This is a genomic window from Streptomyces sp. NPDC006610, assembly GCF_040611575.1.
Lineage (GTDB): Bacteria > Actinomycetota > Actinomycetes > Streptomycetales > Streptomycetaceae > Streptomyces.
The window spans coordinates 54,068-79,798 of sequence record NZ_JBEXOP010000025.1 but is presented as its reverse complement, the minus strand read 5'-3'; the positions used below and the strand labels follow the sequence as shown (position 1 = coordinate 79,798).

The 25,731-nt window shown below is 73.2% G+C and carries 19 protein-coding genes; 3 read left to right on the top strand and 16 right to left on the bottom strand.

Features of this window, described 5'->3' with window-relative positions; all coding sequences use genetic code 11:
• Positions 1-19: 19 nt before the first annotated feature.
• The 3 genes from ABZY13_RS20935 to ABZY13_RS20925 form a co-directional block, all read right to left on the bottom strand.
• Entirely contained in the window at positions 20-1,870 is a 1,851-nt protein-coding gene (locus ABZY13_RS20935) for an acetolactate synthase large subunit (protein WP_356632841.1), read from the bottom strand.
• Between the two features lie 237 nt (positions 1,871-2,107).
• Complete coding sequence (locus ABZY13_RS20930; protein ID WP_356632839.1) at positions 2,108-5,098, bottom strand: EAL domain-containing protein; 2,991 nt, start codon at positions 5,096-5,098, stop codon at positions 2,108-2,110.
• Between the two features lie 425 nt (positions 5,099-5,523).
• On the bottom strand, positions 5,524-6,471 hold the full coding sequence (locus tag ABZY13_RS20925) for a 2-hydroxyacid dehydrogenase (protein WP_356632837.1): 948 nt from the start codon (positions 6,469-6,471) through the stop codon (positions 5,524-5,526).
• 72 nt (positions 6,472-6,543) lie between these two features.
• Here ABZY13_RS20925 and ABZY13_RS20920 point away from each other — a divergent pair, with 72 nt between their 5' ends.
• Both ABZY13_RS20920 and ABZY13_RS20915 read left to right on the top strand, forming a co-directional pair.
• Positions 6,544-7,542 (top strand): aldo/keto reductase, encoded by a 999-nt coding sequence (locus ABZY13_RS20920; protein ID WP_356632835.1) that lies wholly within the window; start codon positions 6,544-6,546, stop codon positions 7,540-7,542.
• Positions 7,543-7,787: 245 nt separating this feature from the next.
• A complete protein-coding gene (locus tag ABZY13_RS20915) occupies positions 7,788-8,963 on the top strand; it encodes a PQQ-dependent sugar dehydrogenase (RefSeq protein ID WP_356632833.1) in 1,176 nt (391 codons plus the stop codon).
• A 10-nt stretch (positions 8,964-8,973) separates the two neighbouring features.
• On the opposite strand, the gene ABZY13_RS20910 is transcribed toward ABZY13_RS20915, so the two are convergent.
• The 5 genes from ABZY13_RS20910 to ABZY13_RS20890 all read right to left on the bottom strand — a co-directional run bounded on the left by ABZY13_RS20910 (position 8,974) and on the right by ABZY13_RS20890 (position 14,209).
• Positions 8,974-9,207, bottom strand: coding sequence for a DUF6191 domain-containing protein (locus ABZY13_RS20910; RefSeq protein ID WP_356632831.1), 234 nt, complete (start codon positions 9,205-9,207; stop codon positions 8,974-8,976).
• A gap of 36 nt (positions 9,208-9,243) precedes the next feature.
• Positions 9,244-12,297, bottom strand: coding sequence for an AAA family ATPase (locus ABZY13_RS20905; RefSeq protein ID WP_356632895.1), 3,054 nt, complete (start codon positions 12,295-12,297; stop codon positions 9,244-9,246).
• A gap of 446 nt (positions 12,298-12,743) precedes the next feature.
• The gene (locus ABZY13_RS20900) at positions 12,744-12,929 is read right to left on the bottom strand and encodes a hypothetical protein (RefSeq protein ID WP_356632829.1); all 186 of its coding nucleotides are present in this window, start codon (positions 12,927-12,929) and stop codon (positions 12,744-12,746) included.
• Positions 12,930-13,161: 232 nt separating this feature from the next.
• On the bottom strand, positions 13,162-13,716 hold the full coding sequence (locus ABZY13_RS20895; RefSeq protein ID WP_356632827.1) for a hypothetical protein: 555 nt from the start codon (positions 13,714-13,716) through the stop codon (positions 13,162-13,164).
• A 133-nt stretch (positions 13,717-13,849) separates the two neighbouring features.
• Positions 13,850-14,209: a hypothetical protein gene (locus tag ABZY13_RS20890; protein WP_356632825.1), complete on the bottom strand. Its 360-nt coding sequence runs from the start codon at positions 14,207-14,209 to the stop codon at positions 13,850-13,852.
• A gap of 74 nt (positions 14,210-14,283) precedes the next feature.
• On the opposite strand from ABZY13_RS20890, the gene ABZY13_RS20885 reads away from it, so the two are divergent.
• Positions 14,284-15,090 carry a methyltransferase domain-containing protein gene (locus ABZY13_RS20885; RefSeq protein WP_356632823.1) on the top strand — a complete coding sequence of 269 codons (807 nt, stop codon included), beginning with the start codon at positions 14,284-14,286 and terminating at the stop codon, positions 15,088-15,090.
• A 178-nt stretch (positions 15,091-15,268) separates the two neighbouring features.
• Here the strand turns inward: ABZY13_RS20885 and gatB are convergent, their stop codons facing one another.
• The 8 genes from gatB to ABZY13_RS20845 all read right to left on the bottom strand — a co-directional run bounded on the left by gatB (position 15,269) and on the right by ABZY13_RS20845 (position 25,715).
• Positions 15,269-16,780 carry an Asp-tRNA(Asn)/Glu-tRNA(Gln) amidotransferase subunit GatB gene (gene gatB, locus ABZY13_RS20880; RefSeq protein WP_356632821.1) on the bottom strand — a complete coding sequence of 504 codons (1,512 nt, stop codon included), beginning with the start codon at positions 16,778-16,780 and terminating at the stop codon, positions 15,269-15,271.
• Between the two features lie 15 nt (positions 16,781-16,795).
• The gene (locus ABZY13_RS20875) at positions 16,796-17,035 is read right to left on the bottom strand and encodes a hypothetical protein (protein ID WP_356632819.1); all 240 of its coding nucleotides are present in this window, start codon (positions 17,033-17,035) and stop codon (positions 16,796-16,798) included.
• Complete coding sequence (gene gatA, locus ABZY13_RS20870; protein ID WP_356632817.1) at positions 17,032-18,528, bottom strand: Asp-tRNA(Asn)/Glu-tRNA(Gln) amidotransferase subunit GatA; 1,497 nt, start codon at positions 18,526-18,528, stop codon at positions 17,032-17,034. Before gatA ends, ABZY13_RS20875 begins: the two co-directional genes overlap by 4 nt.
• Positions 18,529-18,533: 5 nt before the next feature.
• Positions 18,534-18,830: an Asp-tRNA(Asn)/Glu-tRNA(Gln) amidotransferase subunit GatC gene (gene gatC / locus ABZY13_RS20865; RefSeq protein WP_004925108.1), complete on the bottom strand. Its 297-nt coding sequence runs from the start codon at positions 18,828-18,830 to the stop codon at positions 18,534-18,536.
• 115 nt (positions 18,831-18,945) lie between these two features.
• Positions 18,946-21,339 (bottom strand): bifunctional diguanylate cyclase/phosphodiesterase, encoded by a 2,394-nt coding sequence (locus ABZY13_RS20860; protein ID WP_356632814.1) that lies wholly within the window; start codon positions 21,337-21,339, stop codon positions 18,946-18,948.
• A 259-nt stretch (positions 21,340-21,598) separates the two neighbouring features.
• Positions 21,599-23,794, bottom strand: a complete 2,196-nt coding sequence (gene ligA, locus ABZY13_RS20855; protein ID WP_356632812.1) for an NAD-dependent DNA ligase LigA — start codon at positions 23,792-23,794, stop codon at positions 21,599-21,601.
• Positions 23,795-23,807: 13 nt separating this feature from the next.
• Positions 23,808-24,815: a methionine synthase gene (locus tag ABZY13_RS20850; RefSeq protein ID WP_356632810.1), complete on the bottom strand. Its 1,008-nt coding sequence runs from the start codon at positions 24,813-24,815 to the stop codon at positions 23,808-23,810.
• A 210-nt stretch (positions 24,816-25,025) separates the two neighbouring features.
• Positions 25,026-25,715 (bottom strand): SDR family oxidoreductase, encoded by a 690-nt coding sequence (locus ABZY13_RS20845; RefSeq protein WP_356632808.1) that lies wholly within the window; start codon positions 25,713-25,715, stop codon positions 25,026-25,028.
• Positions 25,716-25,731 lie beyond the last annotated feature (16 nt).

The following is a 25,731-nucleotide window of genomic DNA, read 5'->3' as shown; positions in this document are numbered from 1 at the left end:
ATTCCTTTACCTGCGGCTCTCAGTCGTCTTCGTTGTCGCCGAAGTCGGGGCGGACGTCCCGGGCGGCCATGATCTCGTCGTTGGAGGTGCCGGCGGCCACCATCGGCCAGACCATCGCGTCCTCGTGGACGACGAAGTCCACCACGACCGGGCGGTCGTTGACGGAGTTCGCCTCCTCGATGACCTTGTCGAGGTCGGCCGGGTCCTCGCAGCGGATCGCGTAGCAGCCCATCGCCTCGGACAGCTTGACGAAGTCGGGCACGCGGGTGCCCCGGGCCTGCGGGTTGACGTCGTCCGGGCCGGAGTGCAGCACCGTGTTGGAGTAGCGCTGGTTGTAGAACAGCGTCTGCCACTGGCGGACCATCCCGAGGGCGCCGTTGTTGATGATGGCGACCTTGATCGGGATGTTGTTCAGGGCGCAGGTGGTCAGCTCCTGATTGGTCATCTGGAAGCAGCCGTCGCCGTCGATCGCCCACACGGTGCGCTCGGGCGCGCCGGCCTTGGCGCCCATGGCGGCCGGCACGGCGTAGCCCATGGTGCCCGCGCCGCCGGAGTTGAGCCAGGTGGCGGGCTTGTCGTACTCGATGAAGTGCGCGGCCCACATCTGGTGCTGGCCGACGCCCGCGGCGAAGATCGTGCCCTGCGGGGCCAGCTGTCCGATGCGCTCGATGACCTGCTGCGGGGAGAGCGAGCCGTCCTCGGGGAGGTCGTAGCCGAGCGGGTAGGTGTCGCGCCAGCGGCTGAGGTCCTTCCACCAGGCGGTGTAGTCGCCCCGGTGGCCCTCGCCGTGCTCCTTCTGGACGGCCTGGATCAGGTCGGCGATGACCTCGCGGGCGTCCCCGACGATCGGCACGTCCGCGGCCCGGTTCTTGCCGATCTCGGCGGGGTCGATGTCGGCGTGGACGATCTTGGCGTGCGGGGCGAAGCTGTCCAGCTTGCCGGTGACGCGGTCGTCGAAGCGGGCGCCGAGGGCGACGATCAGGTCGGCCTTCTGCAGCGCGGTGACGGCGGTGACCGAACCGTGCATGCCCGGCATGCCCACGTGCAGCGGGTGGCTGTCGGGGAACGCGCCGAGCGCCATCAGGGTGGTGGTGACCGGCGCTCCGGTCAGCTCGGCGAGGACCTTCAGCTCGGCGGTGGCGCCGGCCTTGAGGACGCCGCCGCCGACGTAGAGGACGGGGCGCTTCGCGCCGGTGATCAGCTTGGCGGCCTCGCGGATCTGCTTGGCGTGCGGCTTGGTCACCGGGCGGTAGCCGGGCAGGTCCATGACCGGCGGCCAGGCGAAGGTGGTCTTCGCCTGGAGGGCGTCCTTGGCGATGTCGACCAGGACCGGGCCGGGGCGGCCGGTGGAGGCGATATGGAACGCCTGCGCGATCACCCGCGGGATGTCCTCCGCCTTGGTGACGAGGAAGTTGTGCTTCGTGATCGGCATGGTGATGCCGACGATGTCCGCCTCCTGGAAGGCGTCCGTGCCGATCGCCTTGGAGGCGACCTGACCGGTGATCGCGACCAGCGGCACGGAGTCCATGTGGGCGTCGGCGATCGGCGTGACCAGGTTGGTGGCGCCGGGTCCGGAGGTCGCCATGCAGACGCCGACCTTGCCGGTGGCCTGGGCGTAACCGGTGGCGGCGTGACCCGCGCCCTGCTCGTGGCGGACCAGGACGTGGCGGACCCGGGTGGAGTCCATCAGCGGGTCGTACGCCGGGAGGATCGCACCGCCGGGAATGCCGAATACCGTGTCGGCCCCGACCTCCTCGAGAGAGCGGATGAGGGACTGCGCACCCGTGACGTGCTCGGGGGCGGGCTGTCCTCCGGATCGGGGCCGCGGCTGCGGGTGAGGGGCCCCGGTGGCCTGCTCGGTCATCGGCATTCTCTTCTCGATGCTGAGGGTTTTTGCGAGGTTTGTGCGATGTACGGCTGTTGTACGGAAGGTGCCCGTGCAACAAAAAACCCCTCGTGCCAAAAGGCAAGCGAGGGGAGCGCGCCGGTGTGGTCGCTGGGGATTCCGGATGATCCTCCGGTGGGTCCCAGCTCAGCCGACGCGCTGTCCAAGTACGAGAATTCGGGTGCGCATGGCACTGACCCTCCCCCCGGCACGCACCCACTGTCAAGTGGGTGGGACGGGAGTCTCATTATGTGAACGAAGGGTCGTGCCGGCGCCGAGAACGGCGGTCATACCGCCGGTGTACACCCCCGCGCCGCCGCCCGCGAACGCGGGCTCGGCCGGTCCGTGCGGCACCGGATATCTCCCGGAGGACAGGGCCCGGCGCAGCCGGTACTCGTCCAGCGGGCCGGAGAACGCCATGCCCACGCCCTGGGTGCAGCCCATCGCGCGCAGGGCGACGACCTGCTCGGGCAGGTCCACGCCCTCGGCCACGGACTGCAGCCCGAGGTCGCCGGCGATCCGCAGCAGCCCGCTGGTGATCTTGTGCAGCCGCGCGGACTCGACGACGCCCTCGACCAGGCTCCGGTCCAGCTTGAGCACGTCCAGCGGGAGTCTGCGCAGCGCGGTGACGGCCGGGCAGCCGCCGCCGAAGCCGTCCAGCGCGATCCGTACGCCGAGCCGTCTGAGGGCGGCCAGCCGTCGCTCCAGGTCGTCCAGGGCGACCCGGGCGTCGATGTCGGACAACTCGATCAGCAGCGCCCCGGACGGCAGCCCGTGCCGGGTCAGCAGCGCCTCGACGGAGCCGAGCGGCATCGACCGGTCCAGCAGCCGGCGGGCGGACATCCGGACGGCCACGGGCGCCGCGAGCCCTCCGGCGGCCCGCTCCGCGGCCTGGGCGGCGGCCTCCTCCAGCATCCAGCGGTCGAGTTCGGCGGTGCGGTCGCTCTCGGCGGCCACCCGCAGGAACTCGGCGGGCGTGAACAGCACCCCCTGCGAGGACCGCCAGCGCGCCTGCGCGGCGACGGCCGCGATCCGGCCGTCCTCCAGGCACACCACGGGCTGGTGCAGCAGGGTGAACTCGCCGTCGTGCAGCGCGGCCCGCAGGCGCGTGGCCAGCTCCGCCTTGCGTACGACGTCCTGCTGCATCTGCGGCTTGTACAGCTCGACGCGGCCCTTGCCCGCCGACTTCGCCCGGTACATCGCGAGGTCGGCGTTGCGCAGCAGTTCGCCGGCGCCGAGGCCCGGCTCGGCGAAGGCGACGCCGATGGATGCGGCGACCCGGACGTCGTTGCCGTCGATGAGGTAGGGCTGCGACAGGGTGATCCTGAGACGGTCGGCGAGTTCCAGGATGTGCCGTTCGCGGGCGCCGCGGTCGCGGGCGCCCTCGCCGAGGATGAGGGCCGCGAACTCGTCGCCGCCCAGCCGGGAGGCGGTGTCGCCCTGACGGACCGCCTCCTGGAGTCTGCGGGCGGCCTGGATCAGCAGTTCGTCCCCGGCCTGGTGGCCGATGGTGTCGTTGACGGCCTTGAAGCCGTCGAGGTCGATGAAGAGCACCGCCGTGCCCCGGTCGGACGTGCGGCGGCCGGACAGGGCGGCCTGGACCCGCCGGGTGAACAGGGCGCGGTTGGGCAGGTCGGTGAGCGGGTCGTGCTCCGCGTTGTGCTGCAGCTGCGCCTGGAGGCGCACCCGCTCGGTGACGTCACGGCTGTTGAAGATCAGCCCGCCGTGGTGCCGGTTGACGGTCGACTCCACGTTCAGCCAGCCGCCGTCGCCGGACCGGAAGCGGCACTCGATGCGGGTGGTCGGTTCCTGCGCCGGGCTGGCGGCGAGGAAGCGGCGCACCTCGTGCACCACGCAGCCCAGGTCCTCCGGGTGGATGAGCTCGGCCAGCTCGGTGCCGACCAGATCCTCGGCGGGACGGCCGTAGACCCCGGCGGCGGCCGGGGAGACGTACCGCAGGATGCCGTTGGGCGCGGCGATCATGATGACGTCGCTGGAGCCCTGCACCAGGGAGCGGAAGTGGTTCTCCTTCTGCGCCAGTTCCTGGGTGAGGGTGATGTTGTCGAGCAGCATGATCCCCTGGCGCACGACCAGGGCGAGCACGACGGTGCCGCCGGTCAGCAGCACCACGCGGTCCACGCTGCGGCCGGTGAGCACGTTGTAGAGGATCCCGAGGGTGCACACGGCCGCCGCGAGGTAGGGCGTGAGGGCGGCCAGGGAGCAGGTGAGCGGCCGGGTGGGCGGGTACCTGCCGGGCTCGCCCGCCGGCGCCGGCGCGGGGCGGGGGGCCGGGTGGGCGTCGCCTCGCTGCCCGGGCAGGTGCTCGCGCACCACCCGGGTCCCCGGCTCGTCACCGCCCTCTCCCGTCCGGGCGGCCACCCAGGGCGCGTACGCCAGCAGCAGCGAGCCGGCGAACCAGCCCGCGTCGAGCAGCTGTCCGGAGCGGTAGGTGTCGTGCAGCAGCGGCGAGGTGAACAGGGCGTCGCACATCACCGTGAGGGCGAGTCCGCCGATCGCCGTGTTGACGGCGGAGCGGTTGGCGCCGGAGCGCCGGAAGTGCAGCGCGAGCACCATGCTCACCAGGGCGATGTCGAGCAGCGGGTAGGCCAGCGACAGGGCGGTGTGGGCGACGCCGGGTCCGCCGCCCTTGGCGGTCTGGGCGAGGGCCAGGCTCCACGAGAGGGTGACCAGGGAGCCGCCGATGAGCCAGGCGTCCAGGCCCAGGCAGACCCAGCCCGCCTTGCTGGCCGGGCGCTTGGCGAGCACCAGCAGGCCGACGATCGCGGGCGGGGCGAAGCACAGGAAGAACACGTCCGCGTAGCTGGGGGTGGGCACGGGTCGCTCCAGGACGACCTCGTACCATCCCCACACGGCGTTGCCGAAGGCCGCCATCAGCGAGGAGAGGGCGAACAGCAGCCATGCGGAGCGGAACCGGACGCGGCGGCTGCGGGCGTACAGGAAGCACGAGACGGCGGCCGCGAACGCGGCGGCGCTGAGGCCGAAGTCGCCCATGACCAGGGCGAGTTCCTCGGATCCCCAGCCGGCGGCGGCGCCGATGGCGTAGGCCGCGCAGAGCACGGCGAGGACGAGTTGCCGCACGGTGCTCGACGGTCCGCGCAGGACCGGCGGGCGGGGCGGCAGCGGGCCCGGCCGGCCGGGGTGCGGCCGCAGCGCCGGGTCGAGCGTGGTCGTGGTCGTCGGGGGCGCGTTCACCGGGGCCTCCCGGTCCGCGCGCCCGGGCCCCGCGGGTCCCGGTGCGCTGGGTGAGCGTGTTTCCTGCGGCTGCCCTGCCGGTGATGGTGCCGGCCGAGGTGGCCGGTGTGACCGCGTCTGCCCGCGGTCGTGCGCCAGGGTCGTCGGCGTCCCCGCCGCGTCGGATCGTTGGTCCATAGGCCGTGCATCGCCCGTCGCCCCCCTCACAGTCCGAAATGTTCATCCCCGGCGCCGAACGGTCAGCGGCGCAGCCCCTGTCGGGACGATACACCAGGATCGTCACTCAGGGACATAGTTCGTCTACGCTCCGTGACCACCAGCGAGAACGTGGAAACGGACCGCTTCCGGCCGGATGCGGACGGTACCGGAAGCGGGTGACGCGTCTGTTGCGCCGTTCTTACCGCGTACCACGCGTACGGCTGAGGTCACCCACCGTTCGCGCCCGTCGTAAGGATCACGTTGCGCAGCGGCTCCCGGTTCACGAATCGTCGGAGCTGATCCGCCAACAGCCGTGTGGCGCGCGGGAGAAAGGCGGACGTGGGCCCTCCGACGTGCGGGCTGATCAGTACGCCGGGGGCGTGCCACAGCGGGTGCCCGGCGGGCAGCGGCTCGGGGTCGGTGACGTCGAGGGCGGCGGTGATGCGTCCGGTCGTCACCTCGTCGAGCAGGGCTTTCGTGTCCACGACGGGGCCGCGGGCGACGTTCACGAGGAGCGCGCCGTCCTTCATCCGGGCGAGGAAGCCGGCGTCCACCAGGCCCCGGGTGGCCTCGGTGAGGGGGGTGGAGAGGATCACCACGTCCGCGTCGGGGAGCAGGGCCGGCAGTTCGGTGAGCGGATGCACGGGACCGCGCGCCGTGGCACGCGCAGAGCGCGCGACGCGCGCCACCCGCGCGAGCTCGAAGGGCGTGAGCCGGTCCTCGATCGCCGCGCCGATGGAGCCGTACCCGACGATGAGCACGCTGCGGTCCGCCAGCGCCGGCCGGAACCCGCCCCGCCACTCCCCCCTGTCCTGGGCCCGCACGAAGTCCGGGATGCCGCGCAGGGAGGCCAGGATCAGGGCGAGGGTCAGTTCGGCGGTGCTGGCCTCGTGCACGCCGCGCGCGTTGCACAGCCGCACCCCGGGCCTCAAGTGCCGCAGCCCCGGCTCGACATGATCGATCCCGGCGGACAGCGTCTGCACCACCTGAAGGGACGTCATGCCGGGCAGGGGGCGCACGGCGATCTCGGACGGCTTCATGTAGGGCACGACGTACCAGACGCAGTCGGCCGGGTCCGCGGGGAACTCGGCGCCGTCCCAGAAACGGTAGTCGAGCCCCGCCGGGAGCCCGTCGATCTCCTCCGGGGGGATGGGCAGCCACACGTCAGCAGTCATGGTCGGAGGCTATGTCAGGGCCCGACGACGGCAGAGGTTAGGTTGGGCGGAAGCTAGGGAGGTCACGGGCAGGTGGAGCGCAGGACGATCGGCGCGGCGGCTCTTCGGGTGGGGGCCGTCGGGCTCGGGTGCATGCCGATGAGCTGGGGGTACAGCACGTCCCGGCAACGGGGGGACGAGTCGGTCAGGGCTGTGCACCGGGCGTTGGATCTGGGCTCGACGCTGCTGGACACGGCCGACATGTACGGCCCGTTCACCAACGAGCTGCTGGTGGGGCGGGTGTTGAAGGAGCGGCGCGAGGACGCGTTCGTGTCGACCAAGGTCGGCCTGCTGGTGGGCGAGCAGCACATCGTGGCCAACGGCCGCCCCGGCTATGTGAGACGGGCCTGCGACGCCTCGCTGCGGCGGCTCCAGACGGACGTCATCGACCTCTACCAGTTGCACCGCGCCGACCCGGAGGTCCCGGTCGAGGAGACCTGGGGCGCGATGGCGGAGCTGGTGCGCGCCGGGAAGGTGCGGGCGCTGGGGCTGTGCGCGGTGGGCGTGCGCGGCGGGCGGCGGTCGGGAGCACGGCTGTACGACGCGACGATCCGGCAGTTGGAGCGGGTGCAGCAGGTCTTCCCGGTGGCCGCGGTGCAGGCGGAGCTGTCGGTGTGGTCGCCCGAGGCACTGCGCACGCTGCTGCCGTGGTGCGCGGCCCGCGGCATCGGCTTCCTGGCGGCGATGCCGCTGGGCAACGGCTTCCTGACCGGCACGCTGACGCCGGGCGAGGGTTTCGAGCCGGACGACATGCGCGCCCGGCATCCCCGTTTCACCGCGGAGATGATGGCCGCGAACCAGCCGATCGTGGTCGGGCTGCGGCACATCGCCGCCCGGCACGGCGAGCACGTGACCCCGGCGCAGGTGGCGCTGGCCTGGGTGCTGGCGCAGGGCCCGCACGTGGTGCCGGTGCCGGGGACGAAGCAGGAGCGCTGGGTGACGCAGAACGCGGGCGCGGCGGGGTTGCGGCTGTCGGAGCAGGACCTGGCGGAGGTGGCGGGGCTGCCTGCGGCGCAGGGGTCGTGGGACTGAGCCGGGGGGCTGTGGGGCGAGGGCTCCGGCGGTCGGTGGAGGGTTCGGCGGCGGTGGAGGGTTCGGCAGTCGGTCGGGGGTTCGACGGTCGGCCGCGGGGTCGGCGGCCGGTGGAGGGTTCGACGGTCGGCCGCGGGGCCGGCGGCCGGTGAGGGACTCGGCGGTCGGTTGAGGGTTCGGTGGAGCGGGAACCTGTGAGGCGCGAGCGGTGTATGACAAGGAGAACCCGCCGCGTCGAAGGGACCATGATCGTGCAACGTCGAGCTGTGTCGGCCGTACTGGCCGCGGCCGCGCTCCTGCTCACGGCCGGCTGCTCCTCCGACGACGAGGGGGGCGGCCCCGCCGCGGGCGGTGCGAGCACGGCCCCGGGCGGTTCCTCGGCCCCGGCCTCGCCGTCGTCGTCGTCCGCCGAGCAGGCCCCGCCCGCCAAGGGCTCGGTCAAGGTGGTGCGCACGGTCGCCGAGGGCCTGAGGAGTCCCTGGGGGCTGGCCCCGCTGCCGGGCGGCGGCCTGCTGGTGTCGTCCCGCGACGAGGGGACGATCACGCATGTCGACGAGAAGACCGGCCGCACGACGGAGGTGGGCGAGGTGCCCGGGGTGTCCGCGCAGGGCGAAGGCGGCCTGCTCGGCCTGGCGCTCTCCCCCGACTTCGCCTCCGACAACATGATCTACGCCTACTTCACCTCCGCCTCGGACAACCGCATCGTGCGGATGCTCTACGACGCGGACAAGCCCGCCGGCCAGCGGCTGGGCGCGCCGGACACGGTGTTCCGGGGCATCCCCAAGGGCTTCATCCACAACGGCGGCCGGATCGCCTTCGGCCCGGACGGAATGCTGTATGCGGGCACCGGCGAAAGCGGTGAGGAGGGCCTGTCCCAGGACAAGGAGTCGCTGGGCGGCAAGATCCTGCGGATGACCCCGCAGGGCGAGCCCGCGCCGGGCAACCCGTTCCCCGACTCGGCGGTGTACTCGTACGGGCACCGCAACGTGCAGGGTCTGGCCTGGGACGCGAAACAGCGGCTGTTCGCCGCGGAGTTCGGGCAGAACACCTGGGACGAGCTGAACGCCGTCGAGCCGGGCGGCAACTACGGCTGGCCACGGGCCGAGGGCAGGTCCGGCGGCTCCGGGTTCCTCGATCCGATCGCCCAGTGGAAGACGGACGATGCCTCGCCCAGCGGCATCGCCGAGGCCGAGGGCTCGATCTGGATGGCGGGCCTGCGCGGCGAGCGCCTGTGGCGCGTACCCCTGAAGGGCACGGAGGCCGCCGCCGACCCCCAGGCATTCCTGGAGGGCGAGTACGGCCGGCTGCGCACGGTGGTGGCGGCGGGCGGCAACCGGCTGTGGCTGGTGACGAGCGAGACGGACGGCCGCGGGTCCCCCGCCGGGGGCGACGACCGGATCCTGGAGCTGGAGGTGAGCTGACCGCCGCTGCTCAGCCGGAATCCTCCTCGGCCCGGTCTCCGGTTCCGTACCCGGTGTCCCCGCCGGACTTCGGCTCCCGCGACCGCTCGGGCGTGCGGACGACGACCTTGCCGGAGGCCAGGTCAATCGGTCCGCGCCCGGGGTCGGCATCGCCGACGTCCTCGCGGGTCAGTTCCAGCCGCTCCCGTTCGTCGCGGGTGTGCTTGCGTCCGGGGGCGAACAGTTCCTTGAAGGCGTTGAACACGGGTTCCCTCCGGCCGTCGTTCCCGCAGCGTACGTCTCAGCCGCCCGCCCGGGAGGGGGTCGTGCCGGCGGGGAACAGGTCGAGGCGGTGGGCCAGGGCGGCGGCCTCGCCCCGGCTGGAGACGTCCAGCTTGGCCAGGATGTTGGAGACGTGGACGCTGGCCGTCTTGGGAGAGATGAACAGTGCCTCGGCTATCTGGCGGTTGGTGCGGCCGGCGGAGACCAGGCGCAGGACGTCCCGCTCCCGGCTGGTCAGGCCGAGGGCGTCGGCCGGGTCGAGGGCCCGTGCGGGGGCCTGTGCGGAGCCGCCGACCCGGCCCAGGCGGGCGCGCTGGGCGAGCAGCGCCACGGAGTCGGCGAGGGGGCGGGCGCCGAGGTGTTCGGCGACGGCGTGGGCGAGGCGCAGCAGTTCGGCGGCGCGGTCGCGGGCGTCCTCGTCGGCGGTTCCCGGCACGAGCAGGGACTCGGCGAGCCGGTGGCGGACGCGAGCGAGGTCGTAGGGACGCTCCAGGGCCTCGAAGGCGGTGACGACCGGGGTCCAGTGGTCGGGGCCGGCGGCGCCCTCGGCGCGCAGGAGTTCGGCGCGGACCCAGCCCTCGTAGGCATGCCAGACGGGGAACCTGGCGGGGAGGGTCCTGGCGACGTCGCGGATGCGCCGCAGAGCCGCGGCACGGCCCGCTGCTGCGGCGGGCAGGGCGCGGGCGTCGGCCTCGGCGGTGGCCGCGGCGAGCAGCAGGGGCCAGCCGTAGCGCTCGGTGCCGGGCGGGGTTCCGGCGTCCAGGGCGCGGTCGAGTTCGGCTCGGGCGTCGAGGACGCGGCCCTCGGCGGCTGCGACGCCGACGGTCATGCGGGCCAGCGGCAGCCACTGCTGGGGCATGGGGTCGTGGGAGCCGAAGTAGGCGCGGGCGACGGCCAGCAGACGGTTCGCCTCGGCCACGTCGCCGCGGCCCAGGGCGAGATGGGCCAGGCACAGGGCGCCGGAGCCCTGCGGCTTGGCGCTCTGGCCGCGGCGCAGCACGTTCTCCGCGGCCTGCGCGGCCTCGTCCCAGCGGCCGAGGAAGTACAGGGTGTCGGAGAGGTTGGACCACACCCAGGCCTCGGTGTCGAGCAGGCCGAAACCGTGGGCGAAGCCGACGCCCTCCTCCAGGATGGGGGCGGCCTCGCGGGAACGGCCCACGGACTCGAGCGCGGAGGGCAGGTTCACATAGGCGCGCCCGGCGACATGGGCGAAGCCCTCGGCGACGGCTCGCTCCTTGACCTCGTACATGTCGGCGATGCCGGACTCCGCGCCGCCCGCCTCGACGGTGAGGGTGCCGAGGGTGAGGCGGGCGTTGAGTTCGGTCTCCCGGGCGCCGACCATGCGGGCGTACTCGACGGCGCGTTCGGCGGCGGCGAGGGCGTCGGGGCCGGGTTCATGGAGCATCGACCAGTTGGCGACGGCGGTGAGGACCTCGGCGTGCACCTCGGAGGGCGGCAGGCCGCGCACGAGTTCCAGTGCGGTGCCCAGTTCCTGCCAGCCGTCGCCGCGGGCCAGGGACTGGATCAGCCGGGAGCGCTGGGCCCAGAACCACGCGGCGCGCAGCGGGTCCCGCTCGTCCTCCAGGAGGTTCAGCGCGCGCCGGGTGATCTTCAGGGCGCGTTCGCGTTCGCCGCAGAAGCGGCCGGCGACGGCGGCCTCGGCCATCAGGTCGAGGAACCGCAGCGGGGTGGCCGCCGGGTCGCAGCCGCAGGGGGCCCAGACCTCCACGCAGTCGCCGAGCCGCAACCCGGACCTGACCTCCTCCGGGGTGGCGTCCCACAGCTCCATCGCGCGTTCCAGCAGCCCGAGTTGCTCGGCGTAGGCGTGCCGGCGGCGGGCGGCGACGGAGGCGTCCAGGACGGCGGGCAGGGCCTTGGCGGCGTCGTGCGCGTGGTACCAGTAGCTGGCCAGGCGCATCACACGCTCGTCGGCGGGGACGAGACCCGGGTCGGACTCCAGGGCCTCGGCGTAGCGGCGGTTGAGGCGGGAGCGCTCACCGGGCAGCAGGTCGTCGGCGACGGCCTCGCGGACCAGGGAGTGGCGGAAGCGGTAGCCGTCGCCGTCGGGCGTGGCGAGCAGCAGGTTGGCGCCGACGGCGGCGCGCAGGGCTTCGATGAGGTCGTCCTCGGAGAGCCGGGCGACGGCGGCGAGCAGCCGGTACTCGACGGTGGAGCCGCCCTCTGCGACGATCCGGGCGACCCGCTGGGCGCTCTCCGGCAGCGCCTCCACCCGGACGAGGAGCAGGTCGCGCAGGGAGTCGGTGAGTCCGGTGCGGCAGCCCTCGTGGACGGCGACGGCGAGTTCCTCGACGAAGAAGGCGTTGCCGTCCGAGCGCCGGAAGATGTCGTCGACCTGGTCCGGGTCGGGCTGCCGGGCGAGGATGCCGGCGATCTGGCAGCCGACCTCGGCGCGGTTGAAGCGGCCGAGTTCGACGCGGCGGACGGTGCGCAGCCGGTCGAGTTCGGCGAGGAGGGGGCGCAGCGGGTGGCGGCGGTGGATGTCGTCGGAGCGGTAGGTGGCGAGGACGACGAGGCGGCCGGTGCGCAGGGTGCGGAAGAGGTAGGCGAGAAGGTGGCGGGTGGAGGTGTCCGCCCAGTGCAGGTCCTCCAGGGCGACGACGACCGTGCGCTCGGCGGCGACGCGTTCCAGCAGGCGGGCGGTGAGTTCGAAGAGGCGGGCCATGCCCTCCTCGTCGTGCCGGCCGACGCCCGTCTCGCCGAGTTCGGGGAGAAGCCGGGCCAGTTCCCCCTCCTGTCCGGCGGCGGCAGCGGCCAGTTCGGCGGGCAGGGCGCGGCGCAGGGCGCGCAGGGCGGTGGAGAAGGGCGCGAAGGGCAGTCCGTCGGCGCCGATCTCGACACAGCCGCCGAGCGCGACGACGGCGCCCGCGCGGTCGGCCCCGGCCGTGAACTCCTCGACGAGGCGGGTCTTGCCGACGCCGGCCTCGCCGCTCACCAGAACGGCCTGCGGCTCGCCCGCGTGAGCGCGGGCGAGCGCGTCGTTCAGTGCGTCCAACTCCACGGTGCGGCCGACGAACACGGGACTGACGGACCAGTTCTCCACGGGCCCGAGCATCGCACGCGGGTCCGACAGCAGGGCACCGGTTTTTGCGGGGCTCGCGCTGTCGAAGGGCCGCACGCGGCCCACGGAGTCGGCGGGGCGCACCCGGCCGGTGGGGCTTACGCGGTCGGCGGGTCGTGTCCGGTCTGCGGGGCTTACCCCGTCCACGAGACTCACCCCGTCCATGGGGCTCACCCCGTCCACGAGACTCACCCCGTCCATGGGGCTCACCCCGTCCACGAGACTCACCCCGTCCATGGGGCTCACCCCGTCCATGGGGCTCACCCCGTCCACGAGACTCACCCCGTCCATGGGGCTCACCCCGTCCACGGGATTTACCGCGTCCGCGGAACTCACTCGGCCCGCGGGCCTCGCCCGGTCCACTGGACCCAGGCGGCCTGCGGGCCTCACTCGGCCGACGGGACCGATGCGGCCTGCGCGGCCCGTGCCGCCCGCGCGCCTCACGCGGCCCGCGGGGAGCGGTGCCGGCGTGGGCGGCGGCTATGCGACTCGCTCTCCGCGGTGCGTGCGGCGGCTTCGGCGCGGGCCGCGCGGTCGCGTCGTACGACCTCGCGGGCCAGCCGCTCGTTCTCCGCCAGGCGGATCAGATCGGCGGACCGGACGCGGTGCGCTTCGTACTCGTACATCGGTGGCTCCCCGGTGGGTGACGGTCGTGGCTGTCGCGGTGTCGCGATGCCTCAACCTTCGTCTCCCAGGGGGGTGCCGCACATCGGGAGAGTTCCGCATCCTGTGGGGCCGAGCGGCCTTAGATACGGCCCGGGACGCTGCCCGGACGGCTCGAACGGGGATGAGGGGCCCCGGGGCGGACGTAAGGAGGTGGGCGGGCGCCTTACGCGAGCCCCGGGCGACCCCTCGGGGTCAGCCGGTGGAGGGCAGGCCGAGCAGGACGTCGGTGTACTTCAGGACGGCGAGCAGCAGGCCGATGACGCCGAGGGAGACGCCGGCCCAGGCGACCGACTTGATCCACGGGGCCTGCGGCCGGCCGGGGGCGCCGAAGGCGGGGCGGGCGAGGACGACGACGCCGACGATCAGGGCGGCCAGCGCGAAGACGCCGGCCCACAGCGCGGTGGCCTGCCAGGCGTCGCCGTAGCCCTCCTTGACCATGGCGGCCACGCTGGAGGACGTGGACGTCTGCATCTGGCCGATCAGCGACTCGCGCGCGGAGGCGACGGTGCCGACCCAGCCGCCGGTGAGCGAGACCAGGCCGAGCGCGGCGGCGACGACCGCGCCGGCGCCCTGACCGACCCCGGTGGGGCCGCCCGCGGCCGGGGCGTCGTCCTCCGCCTCGGCGGGCAGGCTCTCGCCGCCCTCGGCAACGGGAGCGTTGGGCGTCTCCTCGTCGGTGTGCGCCGCGGCGGCCTCGGTGGCGCCCTCGGACTCGGTCCCGGTCTCGTCAGCAGTCTTGGTTCCCATGCGGGCACCGTACGGACCGAGTCTGAGAGTCCCCTTAATGATCGTCGCGACGGGCGGGGCCCGCCGGTCCGGGCGGCAGGGACGGCGACGGCCGGGTGAAGGGCGTCCGGTCCGATGCCACGACAGCGAGCGATCAGTCGAAGTGGTCGCCCAGCGCCATCACCATCACCCCGCCGACCAGCAGCCACAGCGCCCGCCGGGTCCGCCCGCGCGCTCCCAGGACGGCGGCGAGGACGCAGACGGCGGCTCCGGCGGCATAGGCGAGGGGCACCAGCGGCGGGGCGGAGCCGGTGAGGCGCAGCGCGGCGGCGGCCAGCCCGGCCAGGGCGAGCAGCGCTCCGGCACCGGCGGCGGTCCGACGGGCCCGCCCGGCTTCCGGCCCCGTGCCCTCCGGTACCTCGTCCTGCGGGCCCGGGCCCTCCGGCTCCACCGCCTCCGCATCGGCCTCCTGCGGGCCTATGTCCACCGGTTCGGAATCAGCGCGTCCGTTCATGCCGGGCGAGCGTAGTGCCCGCGGGAGGGAAATCGGGGTGCGGGTGGTCCCGGCGGCTGCTATCCAGGACCCCTATGACCACCGACTCCGCGAGCACCCGGCCGCCCAGCGATCCCGCCGCCCGTGTGCGGCACCCGGACCATCCCCGCAGCAACGGCTACGACGTCCGGTGGCTGATCGACAACCAGATGGGCCCGCACCCCCTCTGGCTGCTGGAGTCGCTCGCCCCGGCCATGGGCCTCGACTCGCTGCCGCCCGGCGCCCGCGTCCTGGACCTCGGCTGCGGACGCGCCCTGACGTCGATCTTCCTGGCCAGGGAGTACGGCCTCCAGGTGACCGCCGCCGACCTGTGGATCAAGCCCGACGAGAACGCCGGGCGGATCGCCGCGGCGGGCGTCGCCGACCGGGTACTGCCGGTGCACGCCGAGGCGCACGACCTGCCGTTCGGCGAGGGCTCCTTCGACGCGATCGTGTCCATCGACGCGTACCAGTACTTCGGCACCGACGACCTCTACCTGCCCACCCTCACCCGGTTGCTGAAGCCCGGCGGCCGGATCGGCGTGGCCGTGCCGTCGCTGCGCGAGGAACTGGACGGGACGGAGCCGCCCGCGCACCTGGCGCCATGGTGGGAGCCGGCGTTCTGGTGCTTCCACTCCCCCGCCTGGTGGCGCCGCCACTGGACCCGCAGCGGGGCCGTCGAGGTGGAGGCGGCGGACTGGCTGCCGGACGCCTGGCGCGACTGGCTGCTGTGGAGCGAGGTGTGCGCCGAGGAGAGCGACAGCGAGTTCATGGCGGACATGGCGCGTTCGTCGGCCCGGATGCTGCGCGCCGACGAGGGACGCACGCTCGGCTTCGCCCGGGTGGTGGGACGCCGGCTCTGAACGTGCGCGCGTAACAACGGCCGCCACGGGGCGACCTGGAGTGCGGCCCGGGACCGCTCGGGGCCTCGGCGCCCCCGGGAACCTGTCCGACCCCACGTCGGCGAGGTGAACGCGCGGGGCGGCGTCCGGAACGCTCGGTTCCGGGCGCCGCCCCGTCACGTACCGGCAGTTGTCGGCGTCAGCCCTCGACGCCCAGCTTCTGCAGGATCAGTTCCTTCACGCGGGCCGCGTCCGCCTGGCCTCGGGTCGCCTTCATGACCGCGCCGACCAGGGCGCCGGCCGCGGCCACCTTGCCGCCACGGATCTTGTCCGCGACGCCCGGGTTGGCGGCGATGGCCTCGTCCACGGCCGCGGTGAGCGCGCCCTCGTCGGAGACGACCTTGAGTCCGCGCCGGTCGACGACCTCGTCCGGTGTGCCCTCGCCGGCGAGGACGCCCTCGATGACCTGGCGGGCCAGCTTGTCGTTCAGGTCGCCGGAGGCCACCAGTTCGGTGACGCGGGCGACCTGCTGCGGGGTGATGGCCAGCTCGTCCAGGGCCTTGCCGGACTCGTTGGCGCTGCGGGCCAGCTCGCCCATCCACCACTTGCGGGCGGAGGCCGCGTCGGCGCCGGCGTCGATCGTGGCGACGATCAGGTCCAGCGCGCCGGCGTTGAGGATGGCCTGCATGTCCGTGGCGGAGACGCCCCACTCCTCGCGCAGCCGGTTGCGGCGCACCAGCGGCAGCTCGGGCAGGGAGGCGCGGATCTCCTCGACCCACTCGCGGGACGGGGCGACCGGCACCAGGTCGGGCTCCGGGAAGTACCGGTAGTCCTCGGCCTCCTCCTTCACGCGGCCGGAGGTGGTGGAGCCCGTGTCCTCGTGGAAGTGACGGGTCTCCTGGACGATCGTCCCGCCCGACGACAGCACGGCCGCGTGACGCTGGATCTCGAAACGGGCCGCGCGCTCCACGGACCGCAGCGAGTTGACGTTCTTCGTCTCGGAGCGGGTGCCGAACTTGTCCGCGCCCTTGGGCATCAGGGACAGGTTCACGTCGCAGCGCATCTGGCCCATCTCCATGCGGGCCTCGGAGACGCCGAGCGCGCGGATGACCTCGCGCAGTTCACGCACGTACGCCCGGGCGACCTCGGGGGCGCGCTCGCCGGCCCCGACGATCGGCTTGGTGACGATCTCGATGAGCGGGATGCCGGCCCGGTTGTAGTCGAGGAGGGAGTGCGAGGCGCCGTGAATACGGCCCGTCGCGCCGCCGACGTGGGTCGACTTGCCGGTGTCCTCCTCCATGTGGGCGCGCTCGATCTCCACGCGGAAGGTCTCGCCGTCCTCCAGCTGCACGTCGAGGTAGCCGTTGAAGGCGATCGGCTCGTCGTACTGGGAGGTCTGGAAGTTCTTCGGCATGTCCGGATAGAAGTAGTTCTTCCGGGCGAAGCGGCACCATTCGGCGATCTCGCAGTTCAGCGCCAGGCCGATCTTGATCGCGGACTCCACGCCGGTCGCGTTGACGACGGGGAGCGCGCCGGGCAGGCCGAGGCAGACCGGGCAGGTCTGGGTGTTCGGGTCGGCGCCGAGCGAGGTCGAACAGCCGCAGAACATCTTGGTCCTGGTGCCGAGTTCGACGTGGACCTCGAGGCCCATGACAGGGTCGTACGACGCCAGCGCGTCCTCGTACGACACCAGGTCGGTCGTGGTGGTCACGGTGAAACTTCCCTCTCAGCCCAGCAGGACGTCGTCGTCGCCCAGCCGCTTCAGCTCGCGGTACAGGATGGCGAGGCCGGTGACGATGGCGACGGCGGACACGGTGGCGTCGATCAGGACCAGCGTGTCCTTCTCGGCGCGGGCCTTCTTCAGCCGCTTGGCGACGCCGATCGCGCCGAACGCGGTCCCGGCGATGGACAGGTACGTGCCGGACCTGGACTTCTTGAAGCCCTTGGCCTTGGTCAGTGCACTCACAGCGACGGAGCCTCCTCGAGCAGCGGGTGCCCCCACTTTTCCACGAAGGCGGCCTCGACGGCGGCGCCGACCTTGTAGAGCCGGTCGTCCTTCATCGCCGGGGCGATGATCTGCAGGCCCACCGGGAGGTTGTCCTCCGGGGCGAGACCGCAGGGCAGGGACATGGCCGCGTTGCCCGCCAGGTTGGTCGGGATGGTGCACAGGTCGGCCAGGTACATCGCCATCGGGTCGTCGGCGCGCTCGCCGATCGGGAAGGCGGTGGTGGGCGTGGTCGGCGACACGATCACGTCGACCTGCTCGAACGCCTTCTCGAAGTCGCGCGTGATGAGCGTGCGGACCTTCTGCGCGGAGCCGTAGTAGGCGTCGTAGTAGCCGCTGGACAGGGCGTACGTGCCGAGCATGATGCGGCGCTTGACCTCGGGGCCGAAGCCGGCCTCGCGGGTCAGCGAGGTGACCTCCTCGGCGGAGCGCGTGCCGTCGTCGCCGGTCCGCAGGCCGTAGCGCAGGCCGTCGAAGCGGGCGAGGTTGGAGGAGCACTCGGACGGGGCGATCAGGTAGTACGCCGACAGGGCGAGGTCGAAGGACGGGCAGTCCAGCTCCACGATCTCGGCGCCCAGCTCCTTCAGCAGTGCGACGGACTCGTCGAACCGCTGGATGACGCCGGCCTGGTAGCCCTCGCCGCGGAACTGCTTGACGACGCCGACCCGCATGCCCTCGACCGAGCCGTTGCGGGCGGCCTCGACGACCGGCGGGACCGGGGCGTCGATGGAGGTGGAGTCGAGCGGGTCGTGCCCGGCGATCACCTCGTGCAGCAGGGCCGCGTCCAGGACCGTACGGGCGCAGGGGCCGCCCTGGTCCAGGGAGCTGGAGAAGGCGACCATGCCGTAGCGGGAGACCGCGCCGTACGTCGGCTTGACGCCGACCGTGCCGGTGACGGCGGCCGGCTGGCGGATGGAACCGCCGGTGTCGGTGCCGATGGCGAGGGGGGCCATGTGCGCGGCCAGCGCGGCGGAGGAGCCGCCGCCGGAGCCCCCGGGGATCCGGGTGAGGTCCCAGGGGTTGCCGGTCGGGCCGTAGGCGCTGTTCTCGGTGGAGGACCCCATGGCGAACTCGTCCATGTTGGTCTTGCCGAGGATGACGACGTCGGCGGCCTTCAGCCTCTGGGTGAGGGTCGCGTCGTACGGCGGGATCCAGCCCTCGAGGATCTTGGAGCCGACCGTGGTCGGCATCCCCTCGGTGGTGAAGATGTCCTTGAGCGCGAGCGGGACGCCGGCCAGCGGGCCGAGCTTCTCGCCCCGCTCCCGCTTCCCGTCCACGGCGCGCGCCTGGGCGAGGGCGCCCTCGCGGTCGACGTGCAGGAAGGCGTGCACCTTCTCGTCCACGGCCTCGATGCGGGCCAGGTGGGCCTCGGCGACCTCGACGGCCGTCAGCTCGCCGGAGGCGATCTTCGCGGCGGTCTCGGCCGCGGTGAGCTTGATGATTGAGTCCGTCATGCGGATTACTCCTCCCCCAGGATCTGCGGCACCTTGAAACGCTGCTGCTCCTGGGCGGGGGCGCCGGAGAGCGCCTGCTCGGGGGTGAGCGACGGGCGGACCTCGTCCGGGCGCATGACGTTCGTCAGCGGGAGCGGGTGCGAGGTCGGCGGAACGTCTTGGTCGGCGACCTCGCTGACGCGGGCGACCGCGCCGATGATGTCGTCCAGCTGGCCGGCGAAGTGGTCGAGCTCTTCGGGCTTCAGCTCCAGACGCGCCAGCCGGGCGAGGTGGGCGACCTCCTCGCGCGTGATGCCAGGCATGCAGCGATCCTCTGGGGTGAGTGTGTGTGGTTTGGGGCCAATCCTATGGGTCGGGGGCCGAAGGCTGTTAAACGGTTTCCCAGCGGCCCCTGTTCCCGGGCGGTCCCGGACCGGATCACTCGTCCCCGGCCGCCGCCGGGAGGGCCGCCGCGGGGCGCACCCAGCCCCGGGCGCCGCGGGCGCGCAGCCACGCCGTGGTCTCCTCGGGCGGCATCGCCGCGGCGACGAGCCAGCCCTGTACGGCGTCGCAGCACAGGTCGCGCAGGCGTTCCCAGGTCTCGTCGTCCTCGACGCCCTCGGCGACGACGAGCAGGCCGAGCGAGTGGGCGAGGTCGATGGTGCAGCGCACGATCTCGGCGTCCTCCGCGTCGACGGCCAGCCGGGCCACGAAGGAGCGGTCGATCTTCAGTTCGCTCACCGGGAGCCGTTTGAGGTGCACCAGCGAGGAGTACCCGGTGCCGAAGTCGTCCAGGGACATCTTCACGCCGTGTCCGGTGAGGCCGGCGAGGGTGTCGGCGGCGCGCTGCGGGTCCTCCAGCAGCACGTGCTCGGTGATCTCCAGCTGGAGGGCGCCCGCCGGGACGCCGTGCCGGGCCAGCCGGGCGGCGACGGAGCCGGCGAAGCCGGGGCTGTGCACGTCGCGCGGGGAGACGTTCACCGCGACCGGCACGAACAGGCCCTGCGCGCGCCAGCGGGCGACCTGGGCGAGCGCCGTCTCCAGGACGTACTCCGTCAGATGGGGCATCAGGCCGGAGGTCTCGGCGATCGCTATGAACTCGTCCGGCGGCACCTTGCCCCGCTCGGGGTGCACCCAGCGCACCAGCGCCTCCAGGCCCGCCACCTGGCCGTCGAAGCGCACCTTCGGCTGGTAGTGGAGCTCGACCTCGTGGGCGTCCAGGGCCCGGCGCAGGTCGGCGAGCAGGCCCAGACGGTCGGGGGTGTTGGAGTCCCGCTTGGACTCGTAGACCTCGACGCCGGTGCGGTCGCGCTTGGCCTGGTACATCGCGACGTCGGCCCGGCGCAGCAGGCCCTCCGCGTCGAGCGCGTGATCGGGGAAGACGGCGACTCCCGCGCTGGCCTCCAGGACGAGGGTCAGGCCGTCGAGGTCGAGCGGGGAGCCGAGGGAGGCGACGAGGCCGCGGGCGATTCGGGTCGCTGACGTGGTGGAGTCGGCGACCGGCAGTAAGACGGCGAACTCGTCGCCGCCGAGCCGGGCGGCCTCGGCGCCCCGGGGCAGGGCGAGGCCGAGCCGGTCGGCGGTCTGGAGCAGCAGCCGGTCGCCGGCGAGATGGCCGAGGGTGTCGTTGACCGACCGGAAGCGGTCGAGGTCGATCAGTACCAGGGCGGTGCGGGCGCCGATGCGCTCGGCGTCGTCGAGGGCGGTCCAGGTGCGCTCCAGGAGCCACTGGCGGTTGGGCAGCCCGGTGAGCGGGTCGCGCAGCTGTTCCTCGGCGCGGGCGCGGGCCATCCAGAGGGTGGAGTCGAGGGCGATGAGCGGGATGGCGAACAGCGGGAGCAGGATCGGTTCCGCCATGGCGACCACGCAGACCAGGGGCGCGATGCCGAGCAGGGCGACGGCGACCAGGCCCTGGCGGGCGAGGGCGGTGCGGGCGACGGTGGGCAGGCCGCGGGAGCGCGGGGCGTGCAGGTACCACAGCAGGGTGCGGGTGACGAGCAGATAGGCGGCGGCGACCAGGACGACGGCGGGGACGGTGTAGACCGTCCAGGTGGCGGGGGCCCAGGGGTGCTCGACGGAGGGGACGCGGCCGAATGAGGCCATGACGAGGGCTCCGGCGCCGATGCCGACGACGTCGACGGCGCCGTGCAGCAGGCCCTGCCGCCAGCGGTGGCGGCGGGCCGCGCCGACGAGGACGACGACGGTGAGGCTGACCATGCCGGCCGGCACCCAGCCGTAGAGCAGCAGCACGGCGAGGGTGAGGGCGGCGCCGGAGCCGGTGCCGCCCCACCAGCGGGCGCGGCCGAGGGCGACGAGGTGGCCGACGATGATGCCGGTCAGCACGGCCAGGGACCAGCCGGCGGTGCCGGACGGGAAGAGCGCGTGCTGACCGGTGAAGGCCCGCAGGAATCCCGCGCCGAGCGCGATCGCGGCGCCCGCGACGACGGCGGCGGGCAGCAGGGGCCACGCCAACTGCCGCTCGGCGTCGGTCCCGTCGCCCGTCGCGGCCCCGGTCCCGACGCCGGGGAAGCCGGGCTGCCCGCCGTGCCCGCCGCGCGGGAGGCCGCCACGCGTCGGACCGCCCTGTGCCGGGCCACCGGCGTGTCCGGGCCTGCGGGGACGGGCGGCGGGTCCGGCGTCCGGGCAAGCCGTCCCGGCCGCGGTGTGTCCGGCCGCCGGACGGGCGGCACGGCCGGTGGTCGTGGTGCGGTCGGCGGCCGGGGCGGCGGTGGGAGCCGCACCGGCCCGCCATGCCGTCCGCAGGCCCCCTCGCCAGGCGCCGGCCAATCGGCGCAGCCGTGAATACGGGGCGGCGCTCTCGGTCGGTTCCATTCCCGTCCCTCTCACAGCCGGCGGTGCCCGCGCCACGCGGCCCGATGCCCGACGTCCCTCACTGCACCGCGTGGGAAAACCCTTTCCCCCGGCCCTTCGAAAGGCAGGGGGTGCCCCGACCGCAGCCGGGCACGGCAGGCGCACATCTCAACAGTAGGCCGCGGAAGGCTTCCAGGGGCAGCGGTCGTCGACGGTTGCCCGAATGCGCCGCACCCGCCCTGATGCATCTCATTTGCGCCGATCGGGTGTTCTTCCACCGCTATTCGGGTGTCGGCAAGGCGGATTCCGCCGCGGCTTCGGGCCCTTGCTCCAGCAGGACCTTGAAACCGTCCTCGTTGAGCACCGGCACTTTCAGCTGCATCGCCTTGTCGTATTTCGATCCGGGATTGTCACCCACAACGACGAATGCCGTCTTTTTTGAAACCGAACCGGTCACTTTCGCGCCTCTGCTCTGCAGTGCCTCCTTCGCCCCGTCCCGCGTGAAGTCCTCCAGCGTGCCGGTGACGACGACCGTCAGCCCTTCGAGCGGACGCGGCCCCTCGTCCTCGCCGGTGCTCTCCTCCTCCATGCGGACGCCCGCGGCCTTCCACTTGCGGAGGATCTCCTGGTGCCATTCCTCGGCGAACCACTCCTTGAGCGAGGCGGCGATGATCGGCCCGACGCCCTCGGTGGTCGCCAGCTCCTGCTCGCTCGCCTGCTCGATGCGGTCGATGGAGCGGAACTCCCGGGCCAGCGCCTCAGCGGCGACCGGGCCGACGTGACGGATCGACAGCCCGGTGATGACGCGGGCCAGCGGCCGCTGCTTGGCCGCCTCGATGTTCGCCAGCATGGCCAGCGCGTTCTTCCTCGGCTCGCCCTCCTGGTTGGCGAAGACCGTGGCGACCTTCTCCTCGCCGGTCTTCGGGTCCCGCTTGGGCAGCCCGCTGTCCTGGTCGAGGACGTACGCCTTGATGGGCAGCAGCTGTTCGACCGTGAGGTCGAACAGGTCGCCCTCGTCCGTCAGCGGCGGGTCGGTCGGCTCCAGCGGCTTGGTCAGGGCAGCCGCGGCGACATAGCCGAAGTGCTCGATGTCCAGCGCCTTGCGGCCCGCGAGGTAGAACAGGCGCTCGCGCAACTGGGCGGGGCAGGTGCGGGCGTTGGGGCAGCGCAGGTCGACGTCGCCCTCCTTCATCGGCCTGAGCGGCGTGCCGCACTCGGGGCACTCGGCCGGCATCACGAACTCGCGCTCGCTGCCGTCGCGCAGGTCGGCGACCGGGCCGAGGATCTCCGGGATGACGTCGCCCGCCTTGCGGATGACCACGGTGTCCCCGATGAGGACGCCCTTGGCCTTGACCACGTCCTGGTTGTGCAGGGTCGCGAACTCGACCTCCGAGCCCGCCACCGTCACCGGCTCGACCTGGGCGTACGGCGTGACCCGCCCGGTGCGGCCGACGCCCACGCGGATGTTGATCAGCTTGGTGTTGACCTCCTCCGGCGCGTACTTGTACGCGATCGCCCAGCGCGGGGCCCTGGAGGTGGAGCCGAGCCTGCCCTGGAGCGGGATCTCGTCCAGCTTGACGACCACTCCGTCGATCTCGTGTTCCACGGAGTGGCGGTGCTCGCCGTAGTGGGCGATGAACTCCCGCACCCCGTCGAGGCCGTCGACCACCCGGTTGTGCGGGGAGGTGGGCAGGCCCCACTCCTTGAGCAGGTCGTACGCCTGGGAGAGCCGGGTCAGGCCGCTGAAGCCCTCCAGGGCCCCGATGCCGTGCACCACCATGTGCAGCGGCAGCGACGCGGTGACCTTCGGGTCCTTCTGCCGCAGCGAACCGGAGGCGGAGTTGCGCGGGTTGGAGTAGGGCTTCTCGCCGGCCGCCACCCGCCGGGCGTTGAGTTCCTCGAAGGCCGCCATCGGGAAGTAGACCTCCCCGCGGATCTCCACGAGATCGGGCACTCTGTCGCCCTTGAGCCGGTCCGGGATCTCGGCGATGGTCCGGACGTTGGTGGTGACGTCCTCGCCGGTGCGGCCGTCGCCGCGGGTGGCCGCGCGGGTGAGGCGGCCGTGCTCGTAGGTGAGGTTGACGGCGAGGCCGTCGACCTTCAGCTCGCACAGGAAGTGGTACGGCTGCTCGCCCAGTTCACGCGCGATGCGGTCGGCCCAGGCGGCCAGCTCGTCGTCGTTGAAGGTGTTGTCCAGCGACAGCATCCGCGAGCGGTGCTCGACGGAGGTGAACTCCGACTCGTACGACCCGGCGACCTTCTGCGTCGGCGAGTCCGGCGTGCGCAGCTCGGGGAACTCCTCCTCCAGCTCCTCCAGGGTGCGCAGCAGCCGGTCGAACTCCGCGTCGCTGACGACCGGAGCGTCCTTCACGTAGTACCGGAAGCGGTGCTCCTCGATCTCCTCGGCGAGACGCGCGTGCCGCTCCCGCGCCTCGGCGGGTACCGCCGTGCTTTCCGCCTGCTTGTCGCCGGCCACCGTTGTCCTCCCGTTACTCAGGGTTGTCCGCGAGGGATCTCGCCGCCCGGACGCAGTGGGCGAGGGCCCGCCTGGCGTACTCCGGCGAAGCGCCCGCGAGACCGCACGCCGGGGTGACCGTGACGGCGTCCGCGAGCAGTCCCGGTCGCAGCCCCAGCCTGCGCCAGAGCGTCCTGACACCCATGACGCTACCGGCAGGGTCTGACAATGGGCCGTCCGTCCCCGGGACGACACCGGCGAACAGCCGGGTGCCGCCCTCCACCGCCTCCCCGATGGCGTCGTCGTCACGCTCGGTGACGAGCGAGAAGTCGAAGGAGATCGCTGCGGCGCCGGCCCGCCGCAGCAGGGCGAAGGGGACGTCGGGGGCGCAGGAGTGGACGACGACGGGGCCGCCGTCCTGCACGGCGAAGACCTCCCGCAGCGCGCCCTCCACGACCTGCCGGTCGACGGCCCGGTGGGTGCGGTAGCCGCTGGCCGTGCGCACCTGTCCGCGCAGCACCGCGGTCAGGGACGGCTCGTCGAGCTGGAGGACGACCTGGGCACCGGGCACCCGGCGCCGTACGTCCTCCAGGTGCAGCCGCAGGCCCTCGGCGAGGGAGGCGGTGAGGTCCCGGCTCGCGCCGGGGTCGGAGAGGGCGGCCTCGCCGTTCCTGAGCTCCAGGGAGGCGGCCAGCGTCCACGGCCCGACGGCCTGGACCTTGAGCGGGCCCGTGTAGCCCTGGGTGTACTCCTCCAGGGCGTCGAGGTCCTGCACGAGCCAGGACCGGGCCCGCCGGGTGTCGCGGCCGGGGCGGTCGCCGATCCGCCAGCCGCTGGGCTCCACGCGCGCGTACAGCTCCACGAGCATGCCCGCGGTCCGGCCGATCATGTCCGCGCCGGGGCCGCGGGCGGGCAGCTCGGGCAGGAACGGGAAGTCCTCGAAGGACCCGGTGGCGGTCTTGACGGCCTCCCGGGCGTCGTCTCCGGGCAGGGAGCCGACGCCGGTGGCCGGGCCGAAGGGGGTGTTGCTGTTTTCGCTCACGCCGGGAAGCGTACGGAACGCTCCGCGAAAGCGGGGTGGGCGGTCCCGCGCCCGCGGGGCGGGGGGTTCGTCGCCGGGTGCGGCACCGATGTGGTTGCTCGCGCAGTTCCCCGCGCCCCTTTCAGAAGCGTGTGCCTGCACATGCCCCTGAAAGGGGCGCGGGGAACTGCGCGAAGGGCACGGCGCAGCCGCACCCGGAGACGTGACCCCCTAGCGGCCCGGGCGGACCGTCAGGTCGTTGACCTCGGCGTCTCGGGGGAGGTCCAGGGACATGAGGATGGTCGTGGCGACCGACTCGGGGTCGATCCACTGGGACGGGTCGTACTCCTTGCCCTCCTGCTGGTGGACCTTGGCCTGCATGGGGCTGGCGGTGCGGCCGGGGTAGACGGAGGTCACGCGGACGCCGTTGCCGTGCTCCTCGTGGCGCAGGGAGTCGGCGAGGGCCTTCAGGCCGTGCTTGGAGGCCGCGTAGGCGGACCAGCCGGCGTGGGCGTTCAGGCCGGCGCCGGAGTTGACGAACACGACGTGGCCGCGGGCGGCGCGCAGCTGGGGCAGGAAGTGCCGGGTCAGCTCGGCCGGTGCGATCAGGTTGACGTCGATCTGGTGCCGCCACGTCTTGGGGGTGAGGTCGCCGACCGGGCCGAGGTCCACCACGCCGGCGATGTGCAGCAGGGAATCCACCCGGTCGGGCAGCGTCTGGTGGGAGAAGGCCCAGCTGAGCCGGTCGGGGTCGGCGAGGTCGCCGACGAGGGTGCGGGCGCCGGGGAACCGCGCCGCCAGTTCCTTCGCGCGGCCCGCGTCGCGCGCGTGCAGGACGAGGTCGTCCCCGCGCGCGTGCAGCCGGCGGGCCACGGCGGCGCCGATGCCGGAACCCGCCCCGGTGATCACATGGGTAGCCATGTCCGCCATGCTCGCA

Excerpts from the sequence above, each read along its gene's own strand:
- ABZY13_RS20895 (WP_356632827.1), bottom strand. The coding sequence starts at position 13,716 with ATGGGAACCAAGACTGCTGACGAGACCGGGACCGAGTCCGAGGGCGCC.
- gatC (WP_004925108.1), bottom strand. The coding sequence starts at position 18,830 with ATGCCTGGCATCACGCGCGAGGAGGTCGCCCACCTCGCCCGGCTGGCG.
- ABZY13_RS20935 (WP_356632841.1), bottom strand. The coding sequence starts at position 1,870 with ATGCCGATGACCGAGCAGGCCACCGGGGCCCCTCACCCGCAGCCGCGG.
- ABZY13_RS20845 (WP_356632808.1), bottom strand. The coding sequence starts at position 25,715 with ATGGCTACCCATGTGATCACCGGGGCGGGTTCCGGCATCGGCGCCGCC.
- ABZY13_RS20915 (WP_356632833.1), top strand. The coding sequence starts at position 7,788 with ATGATCGTGCAACGTCGAGCTGTGTCGGCCGTACTGGCCGCGGCCGCG.
- ABZY13_RS20900 (WP_356632829.1), bottom strand. The coding sequence starts at position 12,929 with ATGTACGAGTACGAAGCGCACCGCGTCCGGTCCGCCGATCTGATCCGC.
- ABZY13_RS20905 (WP_356632895.1), bottom strand. The coding sequence starts at position 12,297 with ATGCTCGGGCCCGTGGAGAACTGGTCCGTCAGTCCCGTGTTCGTCGGC.
- ABZY13_RS20860 (WP_356632814.1), bottom strand. The coding sequence starts at position 21,339 with ATGGAACCGACCGAGAGCGCCGCCCCGTATTCACGGCTGCGCCGATTG.
- ABZY13_RS20890 (WP_356632825.1), bottom strand. The coding sequence starts at position 14,209 with ATGAACGGACGCGCTGATTCCGAACCGGTGGACATAGGCCCGCAGGAG.
- ABZY13_RS20925 (WP_356632837.1), bottom strand. The coding sequence starts at position 6,471 with ATGACTGCTGACGTGTGGCTGCCCATCCCCCCGGAGGAGATCGACGGG.
- gatA (WP_356632817.1), bottom strand. The coding sequence starts at position 18,528 with ATGACGGACTCAATCATCAAGCTCACCGCGGCCGAGACCGCCGCGAAG.
- ABZY13_RS20885 (WP_356632823.1), top strand. The coding sequence starts at position 14,284 with ATGACCACCGACTCCGCGAGCACCCGGCCGCCCAGCGATCCCGCCGCC.